The sequence below is a fragment of the Flavobacterium sp. N502540 genome, from assembly GCF_025947365.1.
Taxonomy (GTDB): domain Bacteria; phylum Bacteroidota; class Bacteroidia; order Flavobacteriales; family Flavobacteriaceae; genus Flavobacterium.
The window spans coordinates 2,935,188-2,948,149 of record NZ_CP110012.1 but is presented as its reverse complement, the minus strand read 5'-3'; the positions used below and the strand labels follow the sequence as shown (position 1 = coordinate 2,948,149).

General features: G+C 37.3%; 10 protein-coding genes. 7 read left to right on the top strand and 3 right to left on the bottom strand.

Translation table 11 applies throughout. From position 1 onward, the window contains the following. Positions 1-47: 47 nt before the first annotated feature. The gene (locus tag OLM58_RS12635) at positions 48-1,769 is read left to right on the top strand and encodes a sensor histidine kinase (RefSeq protein WP_264529177.1); all 1,722 of its coding nucleotides are present in this window, start codon (positions 48-50) and stop codon (positions 1,767-1,769) included. Here OLM58_RS12635 and OLM58_RS12630 read toward each other — a convergent pair. Beyond that, entirely contained in the window at positions 1,766-1,903 is a 138-nt protein-coding gene (locus tag OLM58_RS12630) for a hypothetical protein (RefSeq protein ID WP_264529176.1), read from the bottom strand. The two genes, OLM58_RS12635 and OLM58_RS12630, sit on opposite strands and share 4 nt — an antisense overlap. Positions 1,904-2,150: 247 nt before the next feature. On the opposite strand from OLM58_RS12630, the gene OLM58_RS12625 reads away from it, so the two are divergent. Further along, positions 2,151-2,912 carry a phosphatase PAP2 family protein gene (locus tag OLM58_RS12625; protein ID WP_264529175.1) on the top strand — a complete coding sequence of 254 codons (762 nt, stop codon included), beginning with the start codon at positions 2,151-2,153 and terminating at the stop codon, positions 2,910-2,912. 164 nt (positions 2,913-3,076) lie between these two features. Here OLM58_RS12625 and OLM58_RS12620 read toward each other — a convergent pair whose 3' ends face one another. Then, positions 3,077-3,850: an XRE family transcriptional regulator gene (locus OLM58_RS12620; RefSeq protein WP_026110019.1), complete on the bottom strand. Its 774-nt coding sequence runs from the start codon at positions 3,848-3,850 to the stop codon at positions 3,077-3,079. A gap of 85 nt (positions 3,851-3,935) precedes the next feature. Between OLM58_RS12620 and dinB the strand changes: the two genes are divergently transcribed. The 5 genes from dinB (at position 3,936) to OLM58_RS12595 (ending at position 10,977) form a co-directional block, all read left to right on the top strand. Then, positions 3,936-5,117: a DNA polymerase IV gene (dinB, locus tag OLM58_RS12615; RefSeq protein ID WP_264529174.1), complete on the top strand. Its 1,182-nt coding sequence runs from the start codon at positions 3,936-3,938 to the stop codon at positions 5,115-5,117. Then, entirely contained in the window at positions 5,117-8,170 is a 3,054-nt protein-coding gene (locus tag OLM58_RS12610) for a DNA polymerase III subunit alpha (RefSeq protein WP_264529173.1), read from the top strand. Before dinB ends, OLM58_RS12610 begins: the two co-directional genes overlap by 1 nt. A 107-nt stretch (positions 8,171-8,277) precedes the next feature. Then, positions 8,278-9,666 (top strand): exonuclease domain-containing protein, encoded by a 1,389-nt coding sequence (locus OLM58_RS12605; protein ID WP_264529172.1) that lies wholly within the window; start codon positions 8,278-8,280, stop codon positions 9,664-9,666. Positions 9,667-9,714: 48 nt separating this feature from the next. Continuing rightward, complete coding sequence (locus OLM58_RS12600) at positions 9,715-10,341, top strand: alpha-ketoglutarate-dependent dioxygenase AlkB family protein (RefSeq protein ID WP_017496748.1); 627 nt, start codon at positions 9,715-9,717, stop codon at positions 10,339-10,341. Positions 10,342-10,515: 174 nt separating this feature from the next. Continuing rightward, a complete protein-coding gene (locus tag OLM58_RS12595) occupies positions 10,516-10,977 on the top strand; it encodes a DUF1810 domain-containing protein (protein WP_089077068.1) in 462 nt (153 codons plus the stop codon). Positions 10,978-11,469: 492 nt separating this feature from the next. On the opposite strand, the gene OLM58_RS12590 is transcribed toward OLM58_RS12595, so the two are convergent. After that, positions 11,470-12,882 carry an APC family permease gene (locus tag OLM58_RS12590; RefSeq protein WP_017496745.1) on the bottom strand — a complete coding sequence of 471 codons (1,413 nt, stop codon included), beginning with the start codon at positions 12,880-12,882 and terminating at the stop codon, positions 11,470-11,472. Between the last annotated feature and the right edge of the window lie 80 nt (positions 12,883-12,962).

Sequence of the window (12,962 nt, the reverse complement as noted above, 5' to 3'; positions counted from 1 at the left end):
ATACATTTTACATTTCACAACTAACTTTTTACTAGAAAAAATAAAATATGAGAATTAAAACCAAATTGAATCTGGGAGTCGGATTGTTATTTTTAATGATTATTATACTCTCATTAGTGAGCGGATATGCTGTGTTTTTGATAAAAGCAGATACCGAAAATATTCTGAAAGCAAATTACAATACGCTGGAATATTCCAGAAATATGATTTTGTCACTAGATGAAATCAAAGTGAATAGTGATAGTACGATTCATACTTTTAAGGAATATCTGGAGAAACAGACCCGCAATGTTACAGAACCCGGAGAAAAAGAAGCCACTGCCAAACTGGAAAATGACTTTGCCCTTTTAGAAAAAAACGGTTCTAACGAAACGGTGAAAGCGCAAATCAGGCAGGATATTTTTTCGATTATGAAACTCAATCTGGATGCCATCAAACAAAAAAGCGATATTGCCAAACATACCGCCGAAAATGCCAATCTGTGGATTGCTATTGTAGGAACGCTCTGCTTTTTAATCGCCTTTAATTTACTGATTAATCTGCCCAATAATATCGCCAATCCGATTAAGGAACTGACCCAGAGTATTAAAGAAATTGCCAATAAAAATTATTCAGAACGGGTGCATTTTACCAATCACAATGAATATGGTGATTTGGCAAAATCCTTTAATACAATGGCGCAAAAACTTCAGGAATACAACAATAGTAACTTGTACAAATTATTCTTTGAGAAAAAACGTCTGGAAACTTTAATCAATAACATGCACGATCCCATTATTGGCTTAGACCATGAAGGTGTTATTTTGTTTGTGAATGACGAAGCTCTGAAAATTATCGGAATGAAACTGGAAGATGTTATTGGTCAATCTGCTTCTGCTTTGGCAGTTTCCAATGATTTGATTCGCTCTTTGATTCTGAAAGAACCGGCAAATGATTCTCAGAAAAAACAGCCGATGAAGATTTTTGCCCACGGAAAAGAAAGTTATTTTGATAAAGAAACGATCAATATTACCATAACTCCAACAGGCGAAGAAAAAGAAATTAATATTGGAGATGTTATCATCCTTCGAAATATTACCTTATTTAAAGAACTCGATTTTGCAAAAACTAATTTTATTGCAACTGTTTCACACGAATTAAAAACACCGATTGCGTCTATAAAACTGAGCCTTCAATTGCTTCAGAATAATAAAACGGGAGAGATGAACGACGACCAGAAACAACTCGTCGAAAGCATCAAAGAAGACAGTCAGCGTTTATTGAAAATTACGGGTGAATTGCTTAATTTATCTCAATTAGAAACTGGTAATATTCAGTTAAACATCGAGAAAAGCAATCCGTACACCATTGTAAATTATGCAACCGAAGCGGTAAAAATTCAGGCAGAGCAAAAACAAATTAAACTCATCGTTGAGGCCAATGAACATCTGCAAAATGTAAAAGCCGACAGTGAAAAAACAGGATGGGTTTTGATTAATTATTTATCGAATGCGATCACCTACTCGTCTGAAAAAAGTACAATTATCATCCGCTTAAAAGAAGAAAACGATCAAATTACGTTTCAGGTTATCGATACCGGAAAAGGAATTGATGCACGCTACAAAGACAAAGTTTTTGATAAATATTTTCAGATTCCGGGAAGTCAGAAATCAGGAACCGGATTGGGGCTCGCCATCAGTAAAGAATTTATCGAAGCTCAAAACGGAACAATTGGTGTCGAGAGTAATTTAGGCCTGGGAAGTACGTTTTGGTTTTCACTGAAGGTTTAGATAAATTCAATTTGATAACGATCTGTTACTTGTGCTAATTTTAAAATGGCACACGGATGACACGGATTTAAACCGATAAAAACGGATTTTTTTATTTCTATTCGGTGAAAATCTGCCTCATCTGTGTTATTCATCTGTTTAGCGGACAGCCAAATTCAATTTTATGACATTCGTCAGTCTGAGCGAAGTCGAAGACCTTTTCTACTACAAGATCCTTCGACTTCGCTCAGGTGACCATCCAAAGCGGCATAATATTTAGTCAATCTTAATTCAATTATTTATTTTAAAGCCAGCAGGTTAATATTCGCTTAAGGTTCAGTTAAACCAAAAATACTTCGTGTATACATACGTTAATATTGCAACTTTTAACAATAACGAAAGATGTTTTACAAAACGATTTCTCTGGTATTTTTATTTGTTTTTTTGGGTGCTCACGCACAGCAAAATGATTCGATCACGAAAGTTGACAGTACTTCACAACAATTAAAATTCAATTACAAGCAGCTAATCATTCCAGGCGTTTTAATTGGCTACGGAGTTATTGGGCTTGAAAGTGATCAGTTGCTGAGTTTCAATTCGCAAATTAAAAACGAAGTTACTGAAGACATTGACAAAAAAATCACTATTGATGATTTCTCGCAATACGCGCCTGCAGCCTCGGTTTATGCCCTGAATGCTTTTGGTGTAAAGGGAAAAAATAATATACGTGACCGCTCTGTTATTTTTGTAACTTCATACGTTATTATGGCTTCAACTGTTTTGGGTTTAAAATCGATTACCCATGAAGAGAGGCCTGATGGAAGTTCAAAAAACTCTTTCCCTTCAGGTCATACAGCAACTGCTTTTGCCGGAGCGGAATTTTTATGGCAGGAATACAAAGACAAATCAATTTGGTACGGAATTGCGGGTTATGCCGTAGCCACCGGAACGGGCCTTTTCAGAATATACAACAACCGTCATTGGCTAACGGATGTTGCTGCCGGAGCCGGAATTGGAATTTTGAGTACTAAAATTGCCTATTGGCTGAATCCGTACATCACCAAAAAACTTTTTAAATCCTCTTCCGAAAACAAATCCACTTCTATGGTAATGCCGTTTTATAATGGTAAACAATATGGATTGGGTTTTGTGAAGGTTTTTTAGTTTTTTTATTGACTATAGTCTCCCTGAGCGGAGTCGAAGGGCTTCCTGAGCGGAGTCGAAGGGCTTCCTGGCACAAAAGGTCTTCGACTCCGCTCAGACCGACAAACGGATATCAATTATAAATCGGGTTTAGATCAAAAATCGTTAATCTTCATTCTAAAATCTTATGTATTCGAAGTATTATTCTTAATCTCCATCACCTCTCTTTTAACCTGAAGAAGCAGTTCTTTCATGCTTTCAGTTTCAGACAATTGCTGCTTTTTGTCCGAACGGCCAATGTTGCACTCGTATTCCCAAATCTCCAAAATATCAGAAGCTTTCACTTCATAATTGGGGTAAAAACTATTATCCGATTCTAAAACCAGACTATTTTTTTTGTTTTTGTTCAGACGCTTGTACACCATTCCTTCATTTTTGGTAATCAGGATATACGTTTTACCGTCCATCACCTCTCCCAGCCTTTCCACATAACGTCCAATAATAATCGATCCGTCTTCGTGTGGTGGCATCGAATCACCTTCTACCGGAAATCCGCGATGTTTCCCAGGACCTAAAAACGGAAGAGAAACCTGCTGTAGACTTTCAATATATTCCGGATCGGCATATCCATTCAGATAACCTGCTTTTGCTCTTTGGGATACAATTTCGATATAATTCTCTCCAAAATTATCAACCTGAATAGGTAGAATAAGCCGATTCCCTTCGAGTTTTATCAAATTTTCGATGTTTATTTTCCGAATATCGACTGACAATAATAAATCGATACTGGTATGAAAATACAAGGCGATTTTCTTTAAAATATCATACGGTGCTTCCGAAGTTCCGTCTTCATATTTCACGTATCTTCCTCTTGTAATACTCAGGTTTTCAGCTAATTTCTCCTGCGATATTTTATGCTTAACCCTTAATGCTCTGATGTTGTCTGAAAATAAGGACATAATTAATTTGTTATAATTTGGAACAGCAAATATATGAAAAATGTTATTATCTGTGCTAATTTTGTTTATTCCAAAAAACAAGAAAATGGCAAGGGCAATTGTACACATGGATCTGGATACTTTTTTTGTATCCTGTGAAAGGTTAACCAACTCACAATTAAAAGGATTACCTCTAATTATTGGAGGTGGTGATCGTGGCGTTGTTGCCTCTTGTTCTTATGAAGCCCGTAAATTTGGAGTCCGTTCTGCTATGCCCATTCGTATGGCATTAAAACTCTGTCCTGATGCAAAAGTAATGAAAGGCGATATGGAATTGTATTCGCAATTATCGCATGATGTTACACAAATTCTTCAGGAAAAAGCACCTGTTTTAGAAAAAGCAAGTATCGATGAATTTTATCTCGACATTACCGGAATGGATAAATTTCACGGCAGTTATAAATGGACCAATGAGCTGGCCCAATCTGTAATGAAAGAAACCGGACTGCCTATTAGTTTTTCATTATCGATTAATAAAACGGTTTCTAAAATTGCAACCGGAGAAGGCAAACCGGTAGGAAATCTTGAAATTCAGGAACAGAAGGTACAGGACTTTTTAAATCCTTTATCGATTCAGAAAATTCCAATGGTCGGAGCAGTTACTTTTCAGCTTTTGTCCAGAATTGGCATTCGCAAAATTCAGACGCTGGCCGAAATGCCTGCCGAGGTTTTACAGCAAATGATTGGTAAAAACGGTCTGGAGCTCTGGAAAAAAGCACACGGAATCGACCACACTCCTGTTGAACCTTATACGGAAAGAAAATCAATATCTACCGAAACTACTTTTTCTCAGGATACGATTGACATTGCAAAACTCAAAAGAATACTTTTAGGAATGGTCGAAAAACTGGCTTTCCAGCTTCGCGCCGAACAATGGCTGACCTCAACCATTACGGTTAAAATACGTTACGCCAATTTTGATACCGAGACCAAACAATCTAAAATTGCCTATACCTCAGCAGATCATATTCTGACCAAAAATGTAACAGAATTATTTGATAAAGTCTACCAACGCCGAATGCGGCTTCGCTTAATTGGTATTCGCTTTAGCGGGCTTGTGCGGGGAACCTACCAAATTGATCTTTTTGAAGATACTCAGGAAATGTTATCCCTCTACGCCGCTATGGACCGAATAAAAAACCGTTATGGCTATGATGCTGTAATGCGTTGTGCAGGGGCTTCTTTTAAGCCAAATAGTAAAGACGAAATTTTAAAACGTACCAAATAATGCATCTTAATTGTCATTCCTTCCATTCATTACGATATGGCACAATTCCGCTTAAAGAATTGGTTAGCCAGGCCGTCTCTTGTGGGGTAAAAGCAATGGCGCTTACAGATATTAATACCGTTACCGGAATTTATGATTTTATAAAAGCCTGTCAGGAAAAAGAGATTAAACCTTTAGTAGGAATAGAATTTCGATGCCGTCATCAATTCAGATATATTGGTCTGGCACAGAATGCAGAAGGTTTGGGCGAAATGAACCGCTTCTTAACTCATCATAATTTCAGCGGAGAAATTTTGCCTTCAATTGCACCTGAATTTAAATCCGTTTTCGTGATTTATACTTTAGAAAATGCTCCGGAAGTTCTTCGCGAAAATGAATTCATCGGGATTCGTCCTGAAGAAGTGTCCAGACTTCTTACATCCGAACACAAAAATAAAATGAATCAGATGGTCGTTTTACAGCCTGTTACTTTTAGGACTAAAACAGAACACAATCTGCATAAAATTCTCCGGGCAATTGATACTAATGTTATTCTATCTAAACTAACTGAATCTGATTACTGCAAAAATTCTGAAATTCTGCAATCCTTGGAATCTCTTTTGCCTTTTTATGAAAAATATCCTCAAATTATATCCAATACTCAGAAAATCATTGATTCCTGTAATTTTGAATATGATTTTGGAGTTCCGAAAAACAAAAAATTCTATACTAATAGTCGTCAGGAAGATTTAGAAAAACTGACTGATCTGGCTTGGAAAGGATTCAAAAACCGTTATGAAAGCGAAAATCAGGAAGCCAAAAAACGTGTCGAAAAAGAACTGAAAGTTATTGATGAATTAGAATTCAGCGGCTATTTCTTAATCACCTGGGACATTATTCAGTACAGCAACAGTCAGGGGTTTATGCATATTGGCCGCGGAAGCGGTGCCAACAGCATTATTGCCTATTGTCTCGGAATCACCGATATCTGCCCTATTGAACTGGATTTATATTTTGAACGGTTTTTAAACCTCAACCGCAAAACTCCTCCCGATTTTGATATTGACTGGAGCTGGCAGGAACGCAATATAATTCTGGAATATATCTTCGGAAAATACGGCAAAGATCATGTGGCTTTTTGCGGTACCAATGTCGAATTTAAATACCGTTCTATTTATAGAGAAGTGGGAAAAGTATTTGGTCTTCCGAAAGAAGAACTGGATATGCTCGCCAAAAATCCCGAGGAGCTTCATGAAACAAATAAAATTGTAAAACAGGTTCAGTATTATGGTCAGATGCTCAGCAAATACCCCAATCAACGCAGTATGCACGCCTGTGGTATTTTGATTTCCGAAGAACCCATTACGAATTATACGCCATTAGAAATGCCCCCAAAAGGCTTTCCTATCGCGCTTTTCGACATGCACATTGCCGAAGAAATCGGTTTTGAAAAATTCGATATTTTAAGTCAGCGTGGTATTGGTCATATTGATGACAGTGTAAAACTCATCGAGAAAAACAGAGGGATAAAAGTTGATATTCGCAATACTTCGATTTCTAAAGACGAGGCTTTATGCAACATTTATCTGGCTCAGGGTCGCACTATTGGCTGTTTTTATATCGAAAGCCCTGCCATGCGCGGTTTACTACGCCGGCTGAATTGCGACAATTATAAAATTCTGGTAGCAGCCTCCTCTATCATTCGCCCTGGTGTAGCACAATCCGGAATGATGAAAGAATATATTTTTCGCCATAATAACCCCAATCAGTTTCAGTATTTCCATGACGTTTTTAAGGAACAGCTTGGCGAAACTTACGGCATTATGGTCTATCAGGAAGATGTGATCAAAATCGCACAGCATTATGGAGGACTACCCGCTGCAGATGGCGATATCCTGCGTAGAGCGATGTCCGGAAAAGGAAGATCTCTCGAAGCCTTGCAAAAAGTAAAAGACAACTTTTTTACCTGCTGTGCTCAAAAAGGACATCCCGAAATACTGAGTCAGGAGATCTACCGCCAAATTGAATCTTTTGCGGGATATTCGTTCTGCAAAGCACACTCGGCTTCTTATGCTGTAGAAAGTTATCAGAGTTTGTACCTCAAAGTTTATTATCCTGTAGAATTTATGACGGCGGTAATCAACAATCAGGGCGGATTTTACCGAACTGAGGTTTATGTACACGAAGCACGTATGTCTGGCGGAAGCATACACAACCCCTGTGTGAATAAAAGCGAATATCAGACTACTTTATACGGTACAGACATTTATCTGGGCTTTATGCATGTGCAGAGTCTGGAATCCAAAACAGCTCATTTGATCGAATCGGAGCGGGAGAAAAATGGTGACTTTCTTTCTTTGGAGGATTTTATCAACAGAATTCCTATCGGGATTGAAAACATGAAAATTCTAATTTTTATAGATGCTTTTCGTTTTACAGGAAAAACCAAAAATCAGCTTTTAGTTGTTGCCAGTTTGCTTTTAAACAATTTCAAACCCGAAAACAGAAATCTGAGGCTGATACAGGAACCGGTAAAAGAATACAAACTCCCAACTTTAGAACGTTCTTTATACGAAGATGCCTTTGATGAGATTGAGCTCTTGAGTTTTCCTGTATCCTGTACCGTTTTTGATCTTTTGCAAACCAAATATCGTGGTGATATTATGGCCCGGGATTTAACAGCCTGCCATAAAAAACAGGTTCGTATGCTTGCTTATCTGATTTCAAGAAAACAGGTTCCAACCAAAAAAGGAACCATGTATTTTGGCACCTGGATCGATCATGAAGGCACATATTTTGACACCGCACATTTTCCGGACAGTCTGACAAACTATCCTTTTCAGGGTGGCGGATGTTATCTTTTGCTGGGAAATGTCGAAGTCGATTATCATTTTCCAACCATTACCATAACCAAAATGGCCAAAATGCCTTTTATTCCCGATCCGCGTTATATGGACGCCAAAGATCAGTTTAAAACACAGCGCCAGATTAAGGAAGATGTCAGTCCAACACATCGGGAGCCTTATCCGCAAGGACATGAAATTAATTTACCCCGACACCGAATGAAGTTTTAGTTTTCAATCGCAGTCGACACCGTTTTCAGCCAAATAAACAGTCATTAAAAAAGTGTACCCTGAGACTGAAAACTAAAAAGAAATAAGTTAGACGTTATACAAATAAGATGAAAAAGCAGGAATATGCCATAGTCGATATTGAAACCACAGGTGGTAACGCCAGTGGCAGCTGCATTACAGAAATTGCCATTGTCATTCACGATGGCAAAAAAGTAATAGAACGCTTTGAGACGCTCGTAAATCCGCAGAAGGAAATACCGCTTCCCATTTTTGCCTTAACGGGTATTAATAATGAAATGGTAGCCAATGCTCCTATTTTTGATGATATTGCCGAAAAAGTAATGGAATTGCTAAACGACCGGATCTTTGTTGCTCATAATGTCAATTTCGATTATTCGTTTGTTCGCCACCAGCTTGAGGCATCCGGATTCAAATGGACAGCCAGAAAGTTATGTACCGTTCGCGCAGCCAGAAAAATCAGACCGGGTTTTGCCTCCTATAGTTTAGGAAAACTTTGCAATTCGCTCGACATCCCTTTAGAAAACAGGCACCGTGCCGGAGGCGACGCAGAAGCTACTGCTATATTATTTTCGCGATTACTCGAATGGGACGACGAAGGTCATATCGAACAAATGATCAAGAACACGGCACAGGATCAGCGCTTACCTCCTAACCTTCCGCCGGAAGATTTTAATAATTTACCGGAAAAACCAGGTGTATATTATTTTTATAATGAGGTAAAAAAAGTAATCTACGTGGGAAAAGCGGTCAATATAAAAAAACGCGTTGCCTCTCATTTCAGCGGTCATAATATCAATCCGCAAAGGCAACATTTCTTACGGGATATTTATTCCATTTCCTATGAAATTTGTGGCAACGAGTTGATGGCACTTCTGTTAGAATGTACTGAAATCAAACATCTTTGGCCAACTTACAATAGAGCTTTAAAACGATTTGAACCAAAATTTGGATTGTACCAATATGAAGCCCGTAATGGATATAAGTATCTGGCTATCGGAAAACTCAATAAATTTCAGTCGTGTATTGAACACTTCAGTAGTTTACACGAAGCAACAAATATACTGCGGGGTTTAGCAGAACGATTTGAAATTGATTATAGATTTTGCAAATATTCAAAACCTGAAGAAGGAGAACTATTTCAAAATAATGATGTAACAGATTTTCCGGATACCTTCCTCCACAATGAGCAAGTCGACAATGCTATTGATTTTTTACTAAATAACAGACCCACTTTTGCCATTATAGAAAAAGGAAGAACAGCACACGAACGCAGTTGCATTTGGATAGAAAATGGTCATTTTTATGGTATGGGATATATTCCGTTGGATGTTGCGATTACGGATCCTTCAGAAGTAAAAAATTATGCAACGCCTTATAAAAGCAATCAATACATTGTACAGTTGATTTTTGCTTATGCAGAGAAGAATCCCCGAAAAGTTTTTTTCAACAAAAATTTGCTGACATCAAGAATATAAAACTAATCTAATTTTTAAAATAGAGCTATAAACTTAAAGTATTGACTTATGACACTATTTAGCGATACCGAATTATTTGCCACAGGTTTGAAAGGAAAAAAAATATTTGATTTGCCTGATGCAGAACTTATTTTGATCGACAACTTTTTTACCAAAGAAGAATCCGATCGTTTTTATGAAAAAATACTTCATCAAACTAAATGGAGAGAATATGAAATGGAAATGTATGATAAAATTGTTACAGCTCCCCGAATGATTTCATGGTACGAAGATAAAGATAATGTTGGAGCAGATCCAAATGGTCCTGACTGGACTTATGAATTATTAACGATCAGAGGCCGTGTCGAAAGAGAAACCCAGCTTGAATTTAATAGTCTCCTGCTTAATTTATATCGAAATGGCAATGATGGTGTTTCCTGGCACAGCGATAAAGAACATAACTCCGGACCGGACCCCATTATTGCTTCGGTCACTTTTGGAGAAACTAGAATGTTCCGATTGCGTCATAAATTCCGGAAAGAAATCCCACAAGTGGAAATTCCGCTCCATCATGGTTCCTTTCTGTTAATGTCAGGAACGACCAATAGTTTTTGGCAGCATCAGGTTCCAAAAACGGCACGAGATGTTTTACCCAGAATCAACTTAACCTTTAGAAGAACGAACAGAAAAAGCTGATTTTCTAAAACTTGTACTGAAATATAATAACTGAAAAGGCGTTATTTCTATTCTAAAATAGTGTAGAAAATTCCTCCTCAAAAAGTTAAAATCCTCAGTGTATGAACCTTTTACTAGGAAAACCCTATCTTTTTTACTACTTTTGCAACCTTTTTTTACATATACATTACCACAATGGCTTATTCAAACAATGATTTAATGCGTTTTTTAGATGCACAAAACAAACTTTATCTTACTGCTCTTTCCGAAATCAAAAAAGGAAAAAAGGAGACACACTGGATGTGGTTCATTTTTCCTCAGATAAAAGGATTGGGTAAGAGCGATACAGCAAATTATTACGCCATTAACGATCTAAAAGAAGCAACCGAGTTTTTAGAACACCCTATTTTAGGAAAACATCTTATCGAAATTTCTGAACTGTTTTTAACTTTTAAAAGAAAATCAGCCGATGGAATTTTAGGAGATTTAGACGCCCGTAAATTACGTTCGTCTATGACGCTTTTCTCTTTGGTAGAAAATACAAATCCTGTATTTCAGGAAATTTTGGATGCTTTTTTCTCTGGAGAAACAGATCCTCTTACTTTATCTATTATTAATTCAACGATAGAATCAACTGTTGAAGCCGAAATCGCTTAATTTACACAAGCTCGCTTCCAGGATTATTTACATTTAAAACACTACTTTTTGCTTTTGCGTATAAGTAGTGTTTTTTTTTATTATCAGGACAGAGCACCAAAAAAGGACTCTCTCAAAGATTTCTGTTGCGCTCCGTTGGAACTTTTGATCTTGCGAAATCACATACTTTATAAATATTTTGATCCCTTGGAGCAATTTCAGAACACACCTATCTGTAGTCTCTTTTAAGAAAAATTTCATATAAAAAAGGAGCTTCGACTTCACTCAGCCAGACTAACCACCTAAGAAAATCTCTTTTTTTGCATGCAGATCTGTCAAATTTCCGGAAACACTAAATTTTATGACTAAAAAAATGCCTTGTCAAAGACAAGGCATCTATATTTTGAAGTAAACATCAAAGTTAAAAAATTGCAGGCACCCATTTGGTACATAAAACTTGTAAACAAACTTAACCTTTGAACCTTTGCCTCTCTGAACCTTTACAACCTTATGTTATTCTTCTTTCGGTTTATTCAGGTAGTACACCGGTATTCCGGTCAACATAATTAAAACTCCCCATCCACAGGTTGAGAATTTGGTAATTAACAGCGAAATACAGATTGCACTTGCAATTACAATATACAGCATAGGCAAAAACGGATATCCAAAAGCTTTGTAAGGTCTTTCAATATTCGGCATTTTTTTTCTCAAAATAAAAATACCGTAAATCGTTAAAATATAGAAAATCAATACAATGATGATTACAAAATCCAGCAGATCTCCATACTTTCCTGTCAAACACAAAGCCGAAGCCCAGAAACACTGTGCCCACAAAGCCCATCCAGGAACACTGGACTCGTTTAAAACAGCTGCTTTTTTAAAGAAAACACCGTCTTTTGCCATCGTATAATACACTCTCGCACCTGCCATAATTAATCCGTTGTTGCAGGCAAAAGTCGAAATCATAATCATTATTGCTATAATCAATGTACCCATATTGCCAAAAATGTAATGTGAAGCCACTACCGCTACTCTGTCTGATTTAGCTGTAGCAATCTCTTCAAACGGAACTACCGCCAAATACATCAAATTGGTCAGCACATAGATAATCGTTACTATAAAAGTTCCTAAAAACAAACTTAGACCTACATTTCGTTTTGGATTTTTTATTTCTCCTGCAATAAAGGTAACTCCATTCCAGGCATCACTGGAAAATAATGACCCTACCATTGCGGCAGAAATTCCGGTAATCAAAGTGGTTCCACTAATAGGCAGCCATGAACCACTTTCGGCATTATAGCTACGGGTCACCCAGCCATCAGTCCAATTGGCATCCCATATTGAAGCTTTTGCACCTAAGGTTAAGCCAAAAACAATTAATCCCAGCAATGACAAAATTTTGATGATAGTTAGAACGGTTTGCAGAATTTTTCCGTTTTTCACCCCTCTACTATTAATAAACGTCAATACAATAATTGTAAAAATCGAAACCAACTGAGCGGCGTTGAGTTTAAAGAAACCTAATTCATAAAGTATATTTTCATCGCTCAATGGTTCGTACAAATAAGCCGCAAATTTTGAAAAAGCAACTCCTACCGCAGCAATTGTTCCGGTCTGAATTACAGCAAAAAAGCTCCATCCGTACAAAAAGGCAATTAGCTTATTGTAAGCTTCCTTTAAATACACGTACTGTCCTCCCGCTTTTGGAAACATCGCGCTAAGTTCTCCATAACTCACTGCGGCTATAACCGTAATCAGTCCGGAGAGCAGCCAAATTAGAGTTAGCCATCCTGCCGAACCTACCTGTCTGGCGATATCGGCACTCACAATAAATATTCCTGATCCAATCATAGAACCTACCACAAGCATGGTTCCGTCTAATAATCCAAGTTCTCTTTTAAAATGTTCCTGGTCGTTTTCTTGCATAATTTTAGTTTTTCGGTTGGTTAAAGATATACTTTTTTCTGAAATTTAAGATTTTAGAGTGTTGATTTTAGATTCTAATT

Bases quoted from the DNA above. Each gene is read 5' to 3' on its own strand.
- OLM58_RS12635 (WP_264529177.1), top strand. From the start codon at position 48: ATGAGAATTAAAACCAAATTGAATCTGGGAGTCGGATTGTTATTTTTA.
- OLM58_RS12630 (WP_264529176.1), bottom strand. From the start codon at position 1,903: ATGAATAACACAGATGAGGCAGATTTTCACCGAATAGAAATAAAAAAA.
- OLM58_RS12625 (WP_264529175.1), top strand. From the start codon at position 2,151: ATGTTTTACAAAACGATTTCTCTGGTATTTTTATTTGTTTTTTTGGGT.
- OLM58_RS12620 (WP_026110019.1), bottom strand. From the start codon at position 3,850: ATGTCCTTATTTTCAGACAACATCAGAGCATTAAGGGTTAAGCATAAA.
- dinB (WP_264529174.1), top strand. From the start codon at position 3,936: ATGGCAAGGGCAATTGTACACATGGATCTGGATACTTTTTTTGTATCC.
- OLM58_RS12610 (WP_264529173.1), top strand. From the start codon at position 5,117: ATGCATCTTAATTGTCATTCCTTCCATTCATTACGATATGGCACAATT.
- OLM58_RS12605 (WP_264529172.1), top strand. From the start codon at position 8,278: ATGAAAAAGCAGGAATATGCCATAGTCGATATTGAAACCACAGGTGGT.
- OLM58_RS12600 (WP_017496748.1), top strand. From the start codon at position 9,715: ATGACACTATTTAGCGATACCGAATTATTTGCCACAGGTTTGAAAGGA.
- OLM58_RS12595 (WP_089077068.1), top strand. From the start codon at position 10,516: ATGGCTTATTCAAACAATGATTTAATGCGTTTTTTAGATGCACAAAAC.
- OLM58_RS12590 (WP_017496745.1), bottom strand. From the start codon at position 12,882: ATGCAAGAAAACGACCAGGAACATTTTAAAAGAGAACTTGGATTATTA.